Source organism: Nocardia sp. NPDC055053 (genome assembly GCF_053608285.1).
In genome coordinates, this window is sequence record NZ_JBSGVD010000017.1 from 1 (window position 1) to 17,968 (window position 17,968).

At 69.2% G+C, this 17,968-nt stretch carries 20 protein-coding genes; 7 read left to right on the top strand and 13 right to left on the bottom strand.

Annotated features, from left to right (window positions below; genetic code table 11):
- Positions 1 to 39 precede the first annotated feature (39 nt).
- Entirely contained in the window at positions 40 to 432 is a 393-nt protein-coding gene (locus ACWF82_RS18955) for a hypothetical protein (protein WP_452502796.1), read from the bottom strand.
- Between the two features lie 115 nt (positions 433 to 547).
- A complete protein-coding gene (locus ACWF82_RS18960; protein WP_452502798.1) occupies positions 548 to 1,786 on the bottom strand; it encodes a cytochrome P450 in 1,239 nt (412 codons plus the stop codon).
- Positions 1,787 to 1,986: 200 nt separating this feature from the next.
- On the opposite strand from ACWF82_RS18960, the gene ACWF82_RS18965 reads away from it, so the two are divergent.
- Entirely contained in the window at positions 1,987 to 2,535 is a 549-nt protein-coding gene (locus tag ACWF82_RS18965; protein ID WP_452502800.1) for a TetR/AcrR family transcriptional regulator, read from the top strand.
- A 7-nt stretch (positions 2,536 to 2,542) separates the two neighbouring features.
- Here the strand turns inward: ACWF82_RS18965 and ACWF82_RS18970 are convergent, their stop codons facing one another.
- Genes ACWF82_RS18970 through ACWF82_RS18990 form a run of 5 tightly spaced genes read right to left on the bottom strand, consistent with a single transcriptional unit; the run spans position 2,543 to position 6,448 of the window.
- On the bottom strand, positions 2,543 to 3,748 hold the full coding sequence (locus ACWF82_RS18970) for a cytochrome P450 (protein ID WP_452502802.1): 1,206 nt from the start codon (positions 3,746 to 3,748) through the stop codon (positions 2,543 to 2,545).
- Complete coding sequence (locus ACWF82_RS18975; protein WP_189033371.1) at positions 3,745 to 4,347, bottom strand: GTP-binding protein; 603 nt, start codon at positions 4,345 to 4,347, stop codon at positions 3,745 to 3,747. Before ACWF82_RS18975 ends, ACWF82_RS18970 begins: the two co-directional genes overlap by 4 nt.
- Positions 4,322 to 4,672, bottom strand: coding sequence for a DUF742 domain-containing protein (locus tag ACWF82_RS18980; RefSeq protein ID WP_379310964.1), 351 nt, complete (start codon positions 4,670 to 4,672; stop codon positions 4,322 to 4,324). Before ACWF82_RS18980 ends, ACWF82_RS18975 begins: the two co-directional genes overlap by 26 nt.
- Positions 4,672 to 5,082 (bottom strand): roadblock/LC7 domain-containing protein, encoded by a 411-nt coding sequence (locus ACWF82_RS18985; protein ID WP_189033373.1) that lies wholly within the window; start codon positions 5,080 to 5,082, stop codon positions 4,672 to 4,674. Before ACWF82_RS18985 ends, ACWF82_RS18980 begins: the two co-directional genes overlap by 1 nt.
- On the bottom strand, positions 5,060 to 6,448 hold the full coding sequence (locus ACWF82_RS18990; RefSeq protein WP_452502804.1) for a sensor histidine kinase: 1,389 nt from the start codon (positions 6,446 to 6,448) through the stop codon (positions 5,060 to 5,062). The genes ACWF82_RS18985 and ACWF82_RS18990 overlap by 23 nt, the downstream gene beginning before the upstream one ends.
- A 254-nt stretch (positions 6,449 to 6,702) precedes the next feature.
- Between ACWF82_RS18990 and ACWF82_RS18995 the strand changes: the two genes are divergently transcribed.
- Complete coding sequence (locus ACWF82_RS18995; protein ID WP_452502806.1) at positions 6,703 to 7,134, top strand: type II toxin-antitoxin system Rv0910 family toxin; 432 nt, start codon at positions 6,703 to 6,705, stop codon at positions 7,132 to 7,134.
- 63 nt (positions 7,135 to 7,197) lie between these two features.
- Here the strand turns inward: ACWF82_RS18995 and ACWF82_RS19000 are convergent, their stop codons facing one another.
- Together ACWF82_RS19000 and dapA are read right to left on the bottom strand one after the other, a co-directional pair.
- On the bottom strand, positions 7,198 to 8,727 hold the full coding sequence (locus tag ACWF82_RS19000) for a DHA2 family efflux MFS transporter permease subunit (RefSeq protein ID WP_452502808.1): 1,530 nt from the start codon (positions 8,725 to 8,727) through the stop codon (positions 7,198 to 7,200).
- Positions 8,728 to 8,789: 62 nt separating this feature from the next.
- The gene (gene dapA / locus ACWF82_RS19005; protein WP_452502810.1) at positions 8,790 to 9,683 is read right to left on the bottom strand and encodes a 4-hydroxy-tetrahydrodipicolinate synthase; all 894 of its coding nucleotides are present in this window, start codon (positions 9,681 to 9,683) and stop codon (positions 8,790 to 8,792) included.
- Between the two features lie 71 nt (positions 9,684 to 9,754).
- Here dapA and ACWF82_RS19010 point away from each other — a divergent pair, with 71 nt between their 5' ends.
- A complete protein-coding gene (locus ACWF82_RS19010; RefSeq protein ID WP_452502812.1) occupies positions 9,755 to 10,648 on the top strand; it encodes a LysR family transcriptional regulator in 894 nt (297 codons plus the stop codon).
- Positions 10,649 to 10,789: 141 nt separating this feature from the next.
- The gene (locus ACWF82_RS19015; RefSeq protein WP_452502813.1) at positions 10,790 to 11,266 is read left to right on the top strand and encodes a nucleoside deaminase; all 477 of its coding nucleotides are present in this window, start codon (positions 10,790 to 10,792) and stop codon (positions 11,264 to 11,266) included.
- 38 nt (positions 11,267 to 11,304) lie between these two features.
- On the opposite strand, the gene ACWF82_RS19020 is transcribed toward ACWF82_RS19015, so the two are convergent.
- From ACWF82_RS19020 to ACWF82_RS19030, 3 genes are all read right to left on the bottom strand, one after another.
- Positions 11,305 to 12,660, bottom strand: a complete 1,356-nt coding sequence (locus tag ACWF82_RS19020; protein WP_452502815.1) for an MFS transporter — start codon at positions 12,658 to 12,660, stop codon at positions 11,305 to 11,307.
- Positions 12,661 to 12,746: 86 nt separating this feature from the next.
- Positions 12,747 to 14,033 (bottom strand): RNA polymerase sigma factor, encoded by a 1,287-nt coding sequence (locus tag ACWF82_RS19025; RefSeq protein ID WP_452502817.1) that lies wholly within the window; start codon positions 14,031 to 14,033, stop codon positions 12,747 to 12,749.
- Positions 14,034 to 14,044: 11 nt separating this feature from the next.
- A complete protein-coding gene (locus ACWF82_RS19030) occupies positions 14,045 to 14,464 on the bottom strand; it encodes a YciI family protein (protein WP_452502819.1) in 420 nt (139 codons plus the stop codon).
- Between the two features lie 216 nt (positions 14,465 to 14,680).
- Between ACWF82_RS19030 and ACWF82_RS19035 the strand changes: the two genes are divergently transcribed.
- Positions 14,681 to 15,481, top strand: a complete 801-nt coding sequence (locus tag ACWF82_RS19035; protein WP_452503042.1) for a crotonase/enoyl-CoA hydratase family protein — start codon at positions 14,681 to 14,683, stop codon at positions 15,479 to 15,481.
- A gap of 5 nt (positions 15,482 to 15,486) precedes the next feature.
- Positions 15,487 to 16,323 carry an SDR family oxidoreductase gene (locus ACWF82_RS19040; protein ID WP_452502821.1) on the top strand — a complete coding sequence of 279 codons (837 nt, stop codon included), beginning with the start codon at positions 15,487 to 15,489 and terminating at the stop codon, positions 16,321 to 16,323.
- Here the strand turns inward: ACWF82_RS19040 and ACWF82_RS19045 are convergent.
- A complete protein-coding gene (locus tag ACWF82_RS19045) occupies positions 16,286 to 16,909 on the bottom strand; it encodes a TetR/AcrR family transcriptional regulator (protein WP_452502823.1) in 624 nt (207 codons plus the stop codon). The two genes, ACWF82_RS19040 and ACWF82_RS19045, sit on opposite strands and share 38 nt — an antisense overlap.
- 132 nt (positions 16,910 to 17,041) lie before the next feature.
- Here ACWF82_RS19045 and ACWF82_RS19050 point away from each other — a divergent pair, with 132 nt between their 5' ends.
- The gene (locus tag ACWF82_RS19050) at positions 17,042 to 17,968 is read left to right on the top strand and encodes a metal-dependent hydrolase (protein ID WP_452502825.1); all 927 of its coding nucleotides are present in this window, start codon (positions 17,042 to 17,044) and stop codon (positions 17,966 to 17,968) included.

Consider the following 17,968-nt stretch of genomic DNA (forward strand, 5'->3'; position numbering starts at 1 on the left):
GGCCCGGTCCGCGCGGACCGGGCCACCGCCGCGTTCGGGTCAGCCGCCGGTGACCACGCAGGACTCGCCGAACCGGAAGCCCCTGCCGACGCTCACATCGGCGCCGCGGCCGACCCCGCCCTGCAGTGCCGCCAGGCTGTGCGGGCCGCTGCTCGACGGCACCCAGTCGATGCTGGCGGTGCCGTCGAGCGGGACGACAACGGCCAGCAGGGCGCCGTTGTCGTAGAAGGAGACAGGTTCGATGCCGACGCTGAGCCGGGCCACCAGATAGTGGGTGCAGCCGGTGCCGTAGTTGGTTGCCATCCCGACGCTGAGTCCGGGATCGACCGTCAATTGCGAGACCGCCGCGGAGGCGGACGGTGAGCCGATCGTCATGGCCAGCAACACCGTCCCGGTGGCCGCGAAGGCGAAGGCGAATTTCCTGTCACTCATATCTCACGTCCTTGTGCTGCGGGGCCGGCCGAACGCGAGGCCGGCGAGTCGTGCTCAATCCTCACCCCATCGCGGGGGCGATGGTGGGAGAACACACGGAACCTGGGCCGGTCGATCAGCGCCGGACGACGTCCAGGGGCAGGCTCGCGTGCCGGCGGACGAACAGGCTCGGCACCCAGCGCGGCGGTGCGTCCTCGACGAGGGTGAACCGTTCGGTGCGCTCGAGCAGCAGGGTGATCGCGGCTGTCGCTTCGAGGCGGGCCAGGGCCGATCCGATGCAGAAGTGCGCGCCCGCACCGAAGGCCGCATTGGCCCGTCCGCGCGGCCGCTCCAGGTCGACGACGTCGGGGTCACCGAACATCGCCGGGTCGCGGTTGGCCGCGCCCCACAGCAACAGCAGGTGACTGCCCGCGGGGAGTTCGACACCGGCCAGCTCGGTATCGGCGACGACGTGCCGGTGGTGGCCGCGAAACGGTGACTCCACCCGCAACGCTTCGTCCAGGAACACCGGGACCAGCTCCGGTCGATCCCGCAGCCGTGACTGCAGATCGGGATCGGTCGCCAGCAGGCGGGCCGCCGAGGCGATCAAACCCGCGGTCGACTCGCCGCCCGCACCGATCAACTGCACCACGATCAGCACCGCCTGCTGCTCGTCGATGCGCCCCGCCGCCAGGGCCGCGGCGAGCACATCGATCAGCGCCTGCGGCGAATCCTGCCCGGCCGCGCGCTCCTTCGCCGCGGCCACCGCCTGGTAGGCGTAGTGGGCCAGTTCGGCGGCGGAGGTGACCAGCGCCGTCATCCTGCCGTCGGCGACGATGCCGCCCAGCATCTCGGTGGAGTCGTACGCCCACGACAGCAGCTGCGGCACATCGGCACGCGGCAGCCCGACGAGTTCGGCGATCAGCGCGAGCGGCAGCCGGTCGGCGATGCCGGTGGCCCAGTCGATCCGGTCACCGGCCAATTCCTCCGCCCACAGCTGCTCGGTGAGCGTGGTGACCACGGGCCCCAGGGTGCGGACCCGCTTGGCCAGGGCCGGGCCGACGATGCCGCGATGCGCGGAGTGCACGGACCCGTCGGCGGTGGCCAGCACGTGCACGGCCTGTCCGGTCGCGTCGAGGTCGAAGGTGACCGGCGTCGCGCCCGGCTGGGCGACGAGCACCCCGGTCAGGTGCGAGGAGAAATCGGCCGTGCGCGCGGTGGCCTCGGTGACGGCGGCCCACGACGCGACGAGGAAGAAGTCGGTACCAGGCACCCGATGGACCGGCGCGTGCTCACGCAGCGTCCGGTACAGGGGATAGGGGTCGTCGAGCACCGCCGCGTCGAAGAGATCGATCGCCCCGAGATCCGTGGTCATCACCGCCGCCTTTCGTGGTCAGGTTGTCGGCCCTCACCGTGTCCCTGGGCGAACAGGAGGTCAATGGCCGTCTCACCTCGAGATCTATCGGCACACCTGGCGCACCGCACCGAATCTCACGAAACCACGCTCTTCCAGCAATAACTCGGGTAGACAATTTCGAGAGAACGTCTCATCCTGAGACAGCGAAGGAGCTCCCGATGACCGCCGACTGGCTGGCAGGCGGCGACCGCCGCACCGTCGCGATCGACCGGATCGAACGCGCCGCCCTCACCCTGTTCCTCGAACGCGGCATCGACGACGTCACCGCCGAGGACATCGCCGCGGCCGCGGGCTGCTCGCGCGCGACGATGTACCGCTACGTCGGTGGGAAGCCGCGCCTGGTCCGCGCGGTCATGGTCAGGGCCGCGGGCACCGTCGTCGCCCGCGTCGAAGCCGCCGTCGATCAGGTGCCCGCCGGCCGTCGCCCGGTCGAGGCGATCCTGGCCGCGGTCGCCGCCCTGCGCGCCGATCCGGTCCTGCGGCAATGGCTGATCCGGCACCGCTCCCCCGACACCGACGAATTCCTCGCCGACGCACCGGAACTCGGCCGCATCGCGACCGCACTGACCCGCATCGCCCCCGACGACGCGGCCGCGGCCTGGATCGTGCGGGTCGTGCTCTCGCTGCTCACCTGGCCACTGCCCGATGCCGCGGCCGAACGTCAGCTGGTCGAACGGTTCGTCGGTCCGGCCCTGCGCGTCCGCTGAGCGCGGATCAGGGCATCGGCAGCGGCGGCGTCTTCGGGAACTCGACCGGCAGCGCGGCCAGCGAACGGTGGAACGGGCCGGGCCGCCACACCAGTTCCCCGGCGGGCACGGCCAGTTTCAGCTCCGGGAGCGCGTCGAGCAATTGGTCGATCGCGTCCTGCACGATCAGATACGCCACCGACTTGGCGGGGCAACCGTGCGGGCCCGCGCTCCACGCCAGATGCGCCCGGTTGTCGACCACATCGCGACCGGCGATGGCCGGATCGTTGTTGCAGGCCGACATGCTGATCACGACCGGTTCGTTCGCGGGCAGCCACATCTGGTCGACCAGGATCGGCTGACGCGGATAGGTCATGCAGAAGTTGGCCAGCGGCGGGTCGGTGAAGAGCACCTCGTCGAGCGCGTCTCGGGTGGACAGGCTGCCACCGAGCACATTGCCCGCGAAACGATCGTCGGTGAGCATCAGCCGCAGGGTGTTGACCACCAGGTTCAGCATCGGCTCGATGCCGGCGCCGTAGAGCACCAGCAGCTGATGCACCATCTCCTCGTCGGTCAGGGCGGCCGGGTGGTGCAGCAGCCGGGTGGCGACGTCGTCGCCCGGCTCACGCTGCCGCAGCGCGACCAGGTCGGTCAGCGCGGAGGCGAGCAGGTTGTTGCCCGCTTCGGCGTCGTCGCCCTCGAAGATCTGCGCCATGCCGGTGGCGACCTGCGACCCGATTTCCGGTGTGCAACCGAGCATCGAGTTCAGTGCCTGGAACACCAGCGGAAACGCGTACTGGCTCAACAGGTCCGCCGAGCCGGTCGCGCAGAAGCTGTTGATCAGCGGGATCGCGAACTGCTCGATGGTGGCGTGCATCGCGTACAGGTCGACACCGGCGATGCCTGCGACATTGGCCTGCCGGTACCTGGTGTGCTCGGCGCCGGTGGTGCGCAGCGCGGCCGGGCGGAACTGCAGCATCGGCAGCACCGGGCAGTCCTGCGGGATATTGCGCTGCCACATCCGCGGATCGGCCGGGAAGTGCTCGGGATCGTTGAGGATCCGCACCGCCGTGTGATACCCGATCACCAGCGTCGCCCGGATTCCCGGCGACAACTCGACCGGCACCACCGAACCGAACCGGCGCCGCATCTCCCGGTAGGCCGCCTGCGGATCGGCGGCGAACTCGGGCGCGTACATCGGCACCCGCTCGTCGGCCGAGAGGTCCACCGTCATGACGCGTTGGCTTCCTGCCTGCGGAACAGATACTCCGCCAACGTGATCAGCGCGCGCATACCGTGGTCGCGGCGGCGGGCGTCGACGGCGACGACCGGGGTGTCCGGCGCCAGGTCGAGCGCCTCACGCACTTCCTCGAGCGGGTAGCGCCGGAAGCCCTCGAACTCGTTGACCGCCACCGCGTACGGCACACCGCGCTGTTCCAGCGCCGAGAGCACGTCGTCGGCCTTCTCGATGCGCCGGGTGTCGACCAGCACGAGCGCGCCCAGCGCGCCACGGGCCAGCTCCTCCCACAGCGGGGCGAAGCGTTCCTGGCCGGGAGTGCCGAAAAGATACAGCGCCAGTTGCGGATTCAGGGTGATCCGGCCGAAATCCAGCGCGACGGTGGTCTGCACCTTGGTGCCGAGCCCGGCCATATCGTCGACGCCGATGCTCGCCTCGGTGATCGTCTCCTCGGTGCGCAGCGGCCTGATCTCGGAGACGCCGCACACGAACGTCGTCTTGCCAACACCGAAATTGCCTGCGACCAGGATCTTCACCGACCGCGTCACGGTCTCCGCGACGTAGTCGACCTCACCCCGCGATGGCACGGAGACCATGCAGCACCTCCTTGATCAACGCTAGTTCCGGCTTCACTTCGGCCGGAGTCGGGCACTGTAGATAGCCGCTGTCGAGCAGATCGGACACGATGATCTTCACGACCGACGCGGGCAGATCCAGATACGCCGACAGTTCGGCGATGGACAGCGCGCCGCGGCGACTGGTGAGCGCGAGTACCCGGCGCTCGTCGGGCCGGTGATCGGGCCGCGCGTCGGCGAGGGCGCGGACCAGGGTCACCAGGTCCAGTTCATGCGCGGCCCGAACCCGTCCGCCGGTGCGCACATACGACCTGACCAGATCGGGATCGCGCCTGCCGCGACTCATTACCTGCCACCGTGCCGCGGCGCGCTGCCGATCTCGTGGCCGACGCGCGAGGCCAGTTCGTTCATCCGGTGCGCCACCAGCGCGACGTCGACGTCGGCGGTGGTGGCGACACCTAGCAGCGCACCGACACCGGCCGCGGTGATCATGATCATGCCCTCGTCGTACTCGGTCATGTTCTGGCGCACCGCGTTCGACGATCCGCCACAGAATTCACCGAGCGCCTTGCCGAGCGAGCGCAGGCCCGAGGCGGCCGCGGCGAACCGTTCGGCGTCGTCCTTGGCCACGCCACGGGAGTGGGCGATCCGCAGTCCGTCATCGGACAGCAGCACCGCAAAGCGGACGCCGGGGATCTCCAGATCCTCGAGCAGCCACGCTAGTCGGTTCGTGCTATCGGCTACCGGTGTGCTCATCGGCTGTTCCTTCCGTGGTTCGCTCGGCCGCAGCGAGGCGACCGCTGCGGGAACCGCTGTGCCAGGCAGCGGCGAGGTCGGGGCGAGCATTGCCCGAATCGGTGGGCACTCCCGCCGAATCCGGCGCGACCGGCCTGCGGCGGCGCTTGGGTAATCCCCCACTGGTGATCTCGTGCACTTCGGCACGGGGACCGTCGGCCTCGACCAGCACCGGCACGGGCACCGGGACGTGGGCGGGGGCAACGAGTTCGGGCTCGGGCAGGCGCGGTGCGGCACCACTCACCAGCAGTGCCGACGGCACGTAGACCATCGCGCGCATGCCGCCGAAGATGTTCGGCCCGTCGACATGGACGGAGAACCCGTAGCGCCGCGCCAGCGCCGCGATACCGGGGAAGCCGACCTTCGGCGCCGGTCCGAGATCATGGATGTCGACGGCGCGTTCGCCGCTGAGCACCTGGCGCGCGTCCTCGAGCTGCTCCGGGCTCATCCGCATGCCCGCGTCATCGACGATGACGGTGACACCGTGATGCCCCTCCTGGAAGCCGACCTCGACGAACGACGACGGCGGCGAATAGCGCAGCGCGTTGTCGAGCAGCGTGGCCAGGGTGTGCACGAGCGGTTCGACCGCGCGGCTGATCACGACCCGATCGGACTGCCCCGACCGCACGCGCAGGAATTCCCGGACGCGCCCGGTGGCGCCGCCCGCCACATCGGTGAGCGACTGCTGCGGCCAGCGACGGCCGGGCAGGCCACCGGAGACGATCACATAGGACTGCGCCTGCCGGATCATCTGCTGCACGGTGTGGTCGATCCGGGTCAGCGTCTCGTAGATGGCGTCGTCGCGATGCTCACGCAGCGCGGCACTCACGACCTGGCCCAGGTCGGTGCCGAGGCTGACCACCGAGGTGCCGAACGAGCGCACCGCCGCGCTGGTGGCCGCCCGCGAGGACGCCGACAGCTCGGTCTGCGCGTCCTCCTTCGCGGCCACGACCTCGTTGAGCCGGCGCTGCTCGCCGTAGCGTTCGACCATCGCCCTGGTCTCCTCGGAGACCACACGCAGATCCTCGGCGTGACCGGTGGCGATCATCTGCAGCACGTGGCCGACCTGCGAATTCTGCAGTTCCACCGGCAGATCGACAGCCACCGCGGGGATCTCGTGCCTGCGCACCGCGTCGGTGATCGAGGGCAGTGTCGTCTGCGCCAGCTGGATCAGCGCGTTCTCGCACGCGACGCGCTCACGGATGGCGGCGTCGGCGCGTAGTCGCTGCTGGCGCTCGTTGCGCATGGCAAAGACCGTCACGGCCAGCGCGAGCAGCAACAGCGGCGCTCCGATGACGAGTAACAGCACCGCGATTCCTGAGTTCATCAGATCTTTCGTCGTCGTCGACCACACCACGCCCTGGCCGGTGGGCCCTCACCGGCCGGCCCGGGAGGCATTCGCCAGGCATGACTCGCTGCCGGCGACCCGCACACAGTAGCAGCACCATGATCGATTGCGATGTGGATCGTCCTGTCCGCCACCAGAATTCCCACCCGCGCTCCTGGGCGGGTGATCTATTCTGGTTTGCTATGCCCCGATCCGGTCGGGGCGGAACCTCGGGTACCGGATACCATCCCCTGGTGGCGAAACTGAAGCTCTCCGTCGATGTCCCTGTACCACCGGACCAGGCGTGGGACCACGCTTCCGACCTGCCCGCGCTCGGCGACTGGCTGACCATTCACGAGGCGTGGCGCGGCACCCTGCCCGAGGATCTCACCCCCGGCACCGTCCTCGTCGGCATCGCCCGTGTGAAGGGCTTTCGCAACAAGGTCACCTGGACCGTGCGCACCGCCGAACCGCCGCGTCGCCTGGCGCTGACCGGGACGGGCATCGGCGGCACCAAGTTCGGGCTCGCGATGCTGGTCGAACCGGCGGGCAGTGGGTCCAAGGTCGGTGTCGACATCGATCTGGGCGGTGCACCGCTGTTCGGCCCGATCGGTTCGGCGGTCGCGAAGGCACTGCGCGGCGATATCGAACGGTCGCTCGAAACCTTCGTCAAGCTCTACGGCTGAGTCGCGACGCGAAAGCCCGGACGGAACGTCAGGTTCCGTCCGGGCTTTCGCGTGTGCGCGGCGTCAGACCAGGGCCACCGCTTCGGCGTCGACCGGAGCCTCGGGCTTGCTCCGCGGCAGGAAGAACGCCGGGATCAGCGTCAGCGCCGCGAGAATCACGGTGACCCAGTAGGTATTGCTGAACGCGTCGGCGGCCAGTTCCAGACCTTGCTCGATCACCGACGGCGGCACCTGTGCGGCGATGTCCGGTTGGGCGTTCGAGGCGATACCGATCTTGGCCTCGGGGTGATCGTTGAGCTGGGCGGCCAGTACCACCGACATCGTCGCCGTGCCGATCGAGGCCGCGGTCTGGTTGATGATGTTCATCAAGGTCGAACCGCGCGCGACCTGGGCGTGCGAGAGCGTCTGGATGGCGGCGGTCATCACCGGCATCATGGTGCAGCCCATGCCGAGACCCATCACGAACAGCGCGGCGCCGATCATCAGGTAGGACGTGTCGGCGTGCAGCTGGGTGAACCCGGCCAGGCCGATGGTGATGAAGGTGATGCCGAACATGACGATCTTGCCCGGCCCGATCTTGTCGACCAGGAAGCCGGCGATCGGCATCGTCAGCATGGCGCCGATACCCTGTGGCGCCATGAGCAGGCCGGAATCGAAGGCCGTCTCACCGCGCACCTGCTGCAGATAGTTCGGCAGCAGGAAGCCCGCGCCGAAGAACGCCGTCGCGAACAGCGACATGGTCAGCACCGAGTAGCGCAGCGACGGATTGCGGAACAGGCGCAGGTCGATCAGCGGATGCTCGGTGCGCAGCGCGTGGAACACGAACGCCACCAGCAGCACAGCGCCGATGATCGCCGGAATCAGCACGCGCGCGGCGAGCACCGTACCCTTCTCCGGGATGGAGGAGACACCGAACAGGAACAGCGCCAGGCCCGGCGAGGCCAGCAGCATGCCGAGGAAATCGAACGATTCCGAGGGCTTGGGCTTGTCGGGCGCGAACACGATGTAGGCCAGGATCAGGGCGACGATGCCCAGTGGCAGGTTGATCAGGAAGATCCAGTGCCAGCTGAAGGAGTCGATGAGCCAGCCGCCGAGGATGGGGCCGCAGATCGGGCCGAGCAGCATCGGCACACCGAGCACCGCCATCACGCGGCCGATCCGCTGCGGGCCCGCGGCGTGGGTCATGATCGTCATACCCAGCGGCATGAGCATGCCGCCGCCGATGCCCTGGATGACGCGGAACGCCACCAGCGACTCGATACTCCACGCCATCGAACACAGCACCGACCCGATGATGAAGAAGGTCAGCGCCGCCATATAGAGGCGTTTGGTGCCGAAGCGGTCGGCCGCCCACCCGGTCATCGGGATGACCGAGGCCAGCGCCAGGGTGTAGCCGGTCATGGTCCAGGCGACAACCTCGACGGAGGCCTGGAAGTCCGCCATGAATGTCGGAATCGCGACGGTGACCACGGTGATGTCGAGGATCGACATCACGGCACCGAGGACGACTACGCCTGCCACTTTGAGTACGGCGGCGTCCAGTTTGTCGGAGGTGGGATCGGCAGCGGCGCCGATATCCGGAGGTTTCGTCACCGCTTGAGCGTGGCATCTTTCGCGGCCGAAGACCAGCGAAATTTATTGTTCGTGAGCTCGTGTCACACGGGAGCGGCAGCCGCGGCGTCGGCGGCCCGCAGCGCCGACGCCGTCGAATCGGGCGAAGCGGGCAGAAGCGGCAACCGGACCGCCGCGCTGGGGATCTGCCCCCGCTCGGCCAGCACTGCTTTGACGACCGTCGGGTTGGGTTCGGCGAACAGGGCGGCGCCGAGCGCGTCGAGGCGATGGCCGATCTCGCGGCCCCGCGTCGCGTCACCGGCGAGCCAGGCGGCGATCAACTCCGTGTAGTCCGCGGGCGCGATATTGGCCGCGGCGAGGATGCCGCCTCGCGCGCCGAGCGCGAGCAGGGCCGAGGCGAACCGGTCGTCGCCGCACAGCACCGTCGTGCCGGCTCCGGCGCGTGCCATCAGTTCGACACTGGCCGCGTCGACACCGCCGACGGAGTGCTTGAACCCGGCGATGTTCGGAATGTTCGCGAGCCGCACCAGCGTCTCCCCGCCGAGCGGGCGCGCGGTGCGGTAGGGCACGTCGTAGACGTAGAGCGGGGCCGGACTGGCCGCCGCCAGCGCGGTGAAGTGCGCGACGACACCCTCCTCACTCGGGCGCACGTAATACGGCACCACCGCGAGCACACCCGCGACAGGGTGCCGCAATTCGCCGACCGCCCTGACCGATTCCGCGGTCGCGTTGCCGCCCGCGCAGACGATCAGCGGCGCGTTCCGTTCGGCGCACACGGCGGCGCACAGGTCGAGGACACGGTCCCGTTCGTCGGCGGTCAGCGCCGAGGGCTCGGCGGTGGTGCCCAAGGCGACGAGACCGGTCGCGCCCGCGTCGAGGACGCTGTGCGCGTGCCGTTCCAGCGCAGCGGGCGCGAGGGCGCCATCGGCGGTGAACGGCGTGATCATGGGGACGAACAAACCCTGCAGCGATGTCATGGTTCCTATCGTCGAGCCGCCGACACATCAGGTCCAGTTCACATTCATGATGTCGAACGTAAGCTGAACTGATGCTGGATGTCCGCAAGCTCCGCCTCCTGCGCGAACTCGCCCACCGCGGCACCATCGCCGCGGTCGCCGACGCGCTCAGCTACACGCCCTCGGCCGTGTCGCAACAGCTCACCGCGCTCGAACGCGAGGCGGGCGTGCCCCTCCTGGCACGCACGGGCCGCCGCGTCACTCTCACACCGGCCGCGCACCTGCTCGTCGGCCACACCGAAACAATCCTCGCCGCCCTCGAACGCGCCGATGCCGAATTGGCGGTCGCCCGGGACGAACTCGTCGGCACCCTGCGGATCGGCGCCTTCCCCACCGCCGCCCGCACGCTGCTGTCCCCCGCCCTGGTGGCGCTGAGCACCGATCATCCCCGCCTCGAACTCACGGTCACCGAGATCGACCCGGCCGACGTCCCCGACGCCCTGCGCGCGGGCGCCCTCGACATCGCCCTCACCCACGACTACGACCTGGTGCCGGCCTCCCCAGACCCCGCCATCCACACCGAGCCCCTGCACACCGAAACCGTCTACCTCGCCACCCGAAACCCCGCCCCCGACAGCGAACCTCTACGCTCCCGTCTCGAATCCCCTTGGATCGCAGGCACACCCGGCACCCTCTGCCACACCGTTACCCTCCGCGCCTGCCAGGCAGCGGGTTTCACGCCCCACATCCGCCACCACGCCGACGACTTCGACACGGTCCTGGCCTTGGTCGCCGCCGACGCGGGCACCGCGATCGTCCCCGCCCTCGCCCTGCACTCCCCACCCGGCGATGTCGCCCTCACACCCCTGTCGACCCGCCGCCACACCCACCTCGCCTACCGCAACGGCACGGCCGCCCACCCCGCCATCGCCGCCGCCCGCACCGCTTTGCGCGCGGCAGCCCGAGCGGCGGAACACCATCCGTGAGCAGGGGCGACGGTGGTCGTAGACTCGATCGGCACCACTGTGCAACCCGGTCGGCAGCGGCCCGCAGGATCCGGCCGCCGCCCGCCTGATCATCGACAGGGCTCGCGCCAACGGCATCGGAACGGAAGTGGACCTCGCGACATGACCGCACTCACCGAGATCGACATCACCCACCTGCGTCGCGCCATCGACCTCGCCGGGCAGGCTTCGGCGCGCGGTGACCGGCCCTTCGGGGCGGTCGCCGTCGACCGTCACGGCCGCGTGCTCGCCGAGGGCGCGAACGCGGTGAGCACCAGCGGCGACGTCACCACCCACGCCGAACTGGTCGCGATCACCACCGCCACCGCGGCGGGACACGCCGAGGCATTGCGCGGCTCGACCGTGTACGCGAGCGGCGAGCCGTGCCCGATGTGCGCCGCCGCCATGGTGTGGGCGCAGGTCGGGCGGATCGTCTTCGCCGCGGCGGCCGCCGAATTCGGGCAGATCCTGCCCGGTAAGCCGACTTTCACGCTGACCTGCGCCGACCTCGTCGCCACCTCCAACGTGGCGGTCGAGGTCAGCGGACCGCATCTGGGCGCGGAAGCCCTGGACGTCTTCCGCGCCGCCGCGGCGGGCTGACCCGGAGCGCCGGTCGCCACCACGGCGACCGGCACCGATCACCGGACCGGAACGGACTCCCCGCCCAGGTCGCGCTGTTCCTCGATCGCCTCGGGCGTGCCGGGCACCTGGGTGCCGCGCAGCGAGACACCCTTGGTCTCGATGAGGAAGTAGGCGGCGATCAGGCCGACCAGGCAGGCGGCGAACATGTAGTACGCCGGGAACAGGTGATCGCCGGTGGCCTCGATGAGCGCCTGGTTGACCACCGGCGCGGTACCACCGAACAGCGAGGTCGCCACGTTGTAGCCGATCGCAACGCCGGCGAAGCGCACGATCGTGGGGAACATGGCCGGGAAGGTCGCCGAGATGGTCGCCAGCTGCGGCGCGTAGAGCAGGCCGAGGATCGCGAAGCCGGCGATCGCGCCGGTCAGCGAGCTGCCGATCAGCTTGTACACCGGGATGACCATGATCATCAGCGCCGCGCACGAGAACATCCACATCGGCCTGCGGCCCACCCGGTCGGAGAGCGCGCCGAGGAACGGCAAGGTCACCAGCATGGCGACCTGACCGATCAACGGGACGAGCAGCGCATCGGATTCCTCCATGCCCAGCGTCGTCCCCAGGTAGGTCGGCGTGTAGCTGAGCAGCGAATAATTCACCACATTCAGCGCGATCACCAGGCCGAACAGGGTCAGCACCGGACGCAGGTATTTCGTCACCAGATCGCGGTAGACGCCGGTCACTTCCTCGGTTTCGTCTTTGCTCTCGACCTCGCGGAATACCGGCGTGTCCTCCACCCGATTCCGCAGGTACATACCGATCAGACCCAGCGGCGCCGCGATCAGGAACGGCAGCCGCCAGCCCCACGATTCCATCGAGGTAGCGTCGAGAATATTCACCAGCAACAGGGCGACAAGATTGCCGAGTGTGAATCCGGCGAGGGTGCCGACTTCGAGAAAACTGCCGTAGAAACCGCGTTTGCGGTCGGGCGCGTATTCGGCCATGAATGTCGCGGCGCCGCCGTATTCGCCGCCCGCGGACAATCCCTGGACCATGCGCAGCAGGTAGAGCAGGATCGGCGCGGCGATGCCGATGGCCTCGTAGCTGGGGATCAAGCCGACCGCCAGGGTCGAGGCCGCCATCAGCACGATGGTGGTGGCGAGCACGCGTTTACGGCCGATCCGATCACCCAGCGGCCCCCAGATCATGCCGCCGATGGGCCTGATCAGAAACGACACCGCGAATCCGAGCAGGGTGTAGACCACGCTCGATCCCGTCCCGTCACCGGGAAACAACGACGCGGCGATATACGTCGCCAAGTAGGCATAGACGCCGTAGTCGAACCATTCGACCGCATTTCCGATCGCCGATGCACCGATGGCACGGTGCAGCACCGATTTCGATTCCTGTGACATCCACAAAACCTCTCGTCGTCGCCCCCTCGGACTACCCGGCGATTTCGCCGGGCAAACGTTACGACTACGCGAAGAATGCCCTGAGCTCAGGCGAGAGCCGACAATTTGCCTGCGAGAACAGTCTTTTCCCGTTCGTTGCCGCAGAGCCGCACCGCCTCGGCCAGCGCGTCCCGCGCCTCGTCGGTACGGCCGAGCCGCGTGAGCAGTTCGCCGCGCACACTCGGCAGCAGATGCGAATTCGCCAGCGCCCCGCCGGCGGCCAGTTCGTCGACGATGGGCAGCGCGGCGGCGGGACCGTCGGCCATCGAGACCGCCACCGCCCGGTTCAGCTCCACCACCGGTGACGGCGCGAGCCTGCCCAGCGCTTCGTAGAGCAGCACCACCCGTTCCCAGTTCGTCGCCTCGACCGACGGTGCGACAGCATGACATTCGGCGATCGCGGCCTGCAGGCCGTACGCGCCGAGCCCCTTGCCCACCTCGGCGGCCTTGGCCAGCGCGGCCCGGCCACGCCGGATCGCGGAACGGTCCCAGCGGCGCCGATCCTGCTGTTCGAGCAGCACCGGCTGCCCGTCGGGGCAGGTTCGGGCGGGAAACCGCGCCGCGGTCAGCTCGAGCAGCGCCAGCAGCCCGTACACCTCGGCTTCGTCGGGCACCAGCCGGGCCAGCACCCGCGCGAGCCGCAGCGCCTCACCGGCGAGGTCGAACCGGATGAGATCGCCACCCGTGCTGGCCGACGACCCCTCGGTGAAGATCAGGTAGATCACCCCGAGTACCGATCCGAGCCGGGCGCGGCGTTCGGCCGCGGCCGGCACCCCGAACGCGACCCCGGCCGCGCCGAGTGTCTTCTTCGCCCTGGTGATCCGGGCCTGCACGGTCGCGGTCGGCACCAGGCAGGCTTTGGCGATCTCGTCACTGGTCAGACCGCCGACCACGCGCAATGTCAATGCCAGCCGGGCTTCCCGCGACAGCACCGGATGGCAGGAGATGAACATCAGGGCGAGCACGTCGTCGTCGATCTGGTCGGGATCCCACAGGACCTCCGCCGCCGCCCGCACCGGGTCGGCCGCGTCGCCGCCGGTCAGCACCCCGCCCTCCCCGAGAGTGCCCGCGAGGGTGGCGTACCGCTCGTCGAGGGCGGCGCGGCGCCGGAACGCGTCGATCGCGCGGCGCCGTCCGACGGTGAGCAACCACCCGGCCGGTTGCCGTGGCACGCCGTCGCGCGGCCACGTCACCAGTGCCTCGGCCAGCGCCTCCTGCGCGAGATCCTCGGCCATCGCGAAATCGCCGGTGTAGCGGGCCAGCGCGCCCACGATCCTGGCCGATTCGATCCGCCAGACGGCGGCCACGGCTTCCCGGCCGGTGTGGTGGGTCATCGTCGTCGTGCTCAGAGCTGGCCGGTGGCCTCGCGCCAGGCGCGCTCCTTCTGGATCCAGGTATTGTCCTGCGGGAATTCGTCGATGCTGGGGACCCGGCGGATCTCGATCTTGACGCCAGGGCCGGTCATCGGCATCCGCTTGGCCCATTCCACCGCCTCCTCCTTGGAGGCGACATTGAGGATGTAGTAACCGCCGAACAGTTCCTTGGTCTCGCCGTAGGGTCCGTCGGTGACGACCGGGGGTTCCGAGGCGTAGTCGACGACCACCGTGTCGGCGGCATCGTCGAGGCCCTCGGCGGCGACGAGCACGCCGGCCCGGATCAGTTCGTCGTTGAACTTGCCCATGGTTTCCAGGATCTCGTCGAAGTCGACCTGGGCGGTCCTGGCCCAGGCTTCGTCGGTCGCGCGCATGATCAGCATGTACTTCATGGTGTCTCCTCGGGTAGGTGCGGATCCTTCGTTCATCCCTAGGTCGAACGGGCCACGACACCGATCGACAACCGATCGAAACTTTTCCACGACTGTTTTCCGCAGCCTACGACGGCGGCCGGGTGACCGCACGATCGCGAGTCCCCGATCCGGGTACCCGCGACGGCTCGGCGTGATACATCTCGGAGGAACCTGTCACGCGACACGGCGGACGGGCTGAGAGTCAAGGAGTCCATCGTGAGCGCAGTCCTCGTCGAGCAACGCGAGCATGTGCTGGTCGTCGTCATCAACCGGCCGCAGGCCATGAACGCGGTCGACGCCGAGGTCAGCGCCGGAGTGGGCGCGGCGCTCGAGCAGGCCGAAGCGGATCCGGACATCCGCGCCGTCGTGCTCACCGGTGCGGGCGAGCGCGCGTTCTGCGCGGGCGCGGACCTCAAGGCGCTCGGGCGCGGTGAGGGGATCCTGGCGCCCGGACACGAGGAGTGGAATCTGGCCGGGTACGTGCGCCATCCGATCAGCAAGCCGACCATCGCCGCCGTGAACGGCTTCGCCCTGGGTGGCGGGACCGAACTCGTGCTGGCCAGCGACCTCGCCGTCGCCGCCGAGACCGCCACGTTCGGCCTGCCCGAAGTCGCGCGCGGTCTGTTCGCGGCCGCGGGCGGCGCCTTCCGGCTCCCCGAACAGCTGCCACGCAAGGTCGCCATGGAGATGATCCTCACCGGTGAACCGATCACCGCCGCCCGCGCGCTCGAGCTCGGCCTGGTCAACCGGGTCGTCCCGGCCGATCAGGTGCTCGACGCCGCCCTGGAACTGGCGGGCCGGATCGCCGCGAACGCGCCGCTCGCGGTGCAGGCGAGCAAGCGGGTCGCGCTCGGCCTGGTCGACGGCAAGATCGCCGACGACACGGCCTGGGACCTCTCCAACCGCGAGATCATCGGCGTCGCGCAGACCGCGGACGTCCGCGAAGGCACCCTCGCCTTCGCCGAGAAGCGCAAGCCGAACTGGCAGGCCCGCTGACCGCGATGCGGATTCTGATTCTCGGCGCTTCGGGTTTCGTCGGCAGCGCGCTGCACGCGCAGCTCGGTGATCGCCACGAGGTCGTCGGGACGAGCAGGTCAGGGAACGGGCTGGTCCCCCTGGATCTCGCCGACGCCGGTGCGGTCCGCGCGCTCGTCGCGGACCGCGTCGACGTGGTGATCCACACCGCCGGGATCGTGGATCTGGCTACCGCCCAACGGGATCCGGAGGCGGCCTACGCCGCGAACGTCGCGCCGATGGCGGCGCTGCTCGACGCCGTCGACGACGCGGGCGCGAAACTGGTGTACCTGTCGACCGACAACGTGTTCGACGGCACGCGGGAGCACTACGACGAAACCGCCCTGCGGACACCGATCAATGTCTACGGCTGCACCAAGGCCTCCGCCGAACAGCTGGTCCTCGGCCGCGCCGGGCACCTCGTCGCCCGGCTCCCGCTGGTCTACGGCCACAGCCCGCGCTCGGACAAATTCCTCGCCCGCTTCGCCGCCACAACGATCGAGGCACGTACCGATATCGTGGGCAATCCGCTGTATCTGCCCAGCCTGGCGCCCATGCTCGAGCACCTCGTTGACGAGACCGGCGTGGTCCACCTGGCCGGTGCGGAGACGGTGAGCCGCTACGAACTGATGACCCACGTGCGCGACCGGCTCGGCGCACCGGCCCGAATCGTGCCCACCGACAACGATTCCGCGCCACCGGACTGCCCGCGACCACGGCGGCTGGTTCTGCGCAGCGTCCGGCACACCCTCGCCGGGCCCGGGATCGACGCCGCCCTCGACGACCTCATCGGCCCTGCGCGGACGCCTCCGCCTGCGCGCTGATCGCCGTGCCCATCCACCGGCGCAGGTAGCGCCGCAGCTCCTCGTCGCCGCGCGGCGGATTGCCGGGTGAGAGGAAGAACGACTGCATGGTGCGCAGGGCGTATTCGACGAGTCCGCGCAGCGCCGGTTCGTCGTATCCGTGTGCCGCCCAGTCGACATCGAAGCGCCGGATCATCGTCATGCCGAAGGCCTGCGCCTCGTCGGAGGTCAGGCTGTCGGTGTGGACGTTCGAGTACGAACTCGACAGCAGGATGCCCAGGTGCGGGGTCCGGCGGACCTCGGTGAGGGTGTAGACGACGGCCTCGATCATCGCGTCGGCCGGGTCGTCGAGCCCGCGAACGTGCGCGGTCAGCCGGTCGAGGAAGCCGTCGACCGAGGCGATGGCCGCGGCTGTCATCAGGGCGTCGGCGCTGGGGAAATACCGGTAGACGGTCTGGCGGATGACGCCGAGCGATTCCGCGACGTCGGCGATGCTGATCTCGGCTCCCGTCCGGCCGATGAGGTCTACCGCCGCGGCGATGATCCGGCGCGCCGCCTCCGCATCATCCGCCGGCGGACTGCCACCCCATCCACGTCTGCGCGCCACCGGGTGGACGCTAGCACAACCCCAGGTCACGGCGAATTCCGCGAAAGTGATCATACACTCGAAGGCTCGTACGTATGATTGCCTCCATCACCCGAGCGGCAGGCACACGCCCGAACAACGAGGTACTCCACCGTGACCGACCTTCATGTCCGCAAAATGGACTTCGCCTTCTCCGACTACGACGTGCCGTTCCTGTGGAATCCACAGAACCCGGCGTTCTCCTCGATGGCCAATGCCGTCTCGTTCCTGGCGATCGGCTTCGAGAAGATGATCGTGCAGCTGATCACGCAGGCGAAACCGCAGATCACCGACCCCGAAGTGGCCGAGGAAGCCGACGCGTTCATGCGTCAGGAGGGCCAGCATTCGACCGCCCACCGCCAGCACGTCAAGGCGCTGATCCGGCGCTATCCGGGTCTGCAGCAGACCCTGGACGCGGTGATCGCCGAGTTCGACAAGCTCACCGCGAGCACCCCGATCAAGTACCGCCTCGCCTACACCGCCGATCTGGAGGCGACATTCACGCCGGTGTTCAAGCTGATGCTCGACAACGACGCGACCCTGTTCGCCCCCGGCGACGACCGGGTCGCCTCGCTGTTCATCTGGCATTTCGTCGAGGAGGTCGAGCACCGCAGTTCGGCGCTGATCATCTTCAACTCGGTGGTCGACAGCGAGCTGTACCGGATGCGGGTGGCGGCCTCGATCTTCCGGCACGTCCTGCAGGTGATCCGCGTGGCCTGCGAAGGCTTCAACGAGCATGTGCCGCTGGCGGATCGGCAGGTCGACGCGCTGTCGATGTTCGCGAACTACCGTCGTGGACAGACCCTGCGCCGGTTGCTGCCCGGGCTGCGGCCCGCCGACAACGGCACCATGCCGCGCGCGTTCGACGATCTGGGCCTCGGTGAACAGCTCGTCGCCTTGGGCGGCATCATCCGCAGCCAGATGCCCCGGCACAATCCCGCGCACGAGAACCTGCCCGCGCTGGCCGACGAGTGGTTCCGCCGCTATGACGAGGGCTACGACGTCACCCGCTGGTACACCGCCGATTCCGTGAATTCGTAG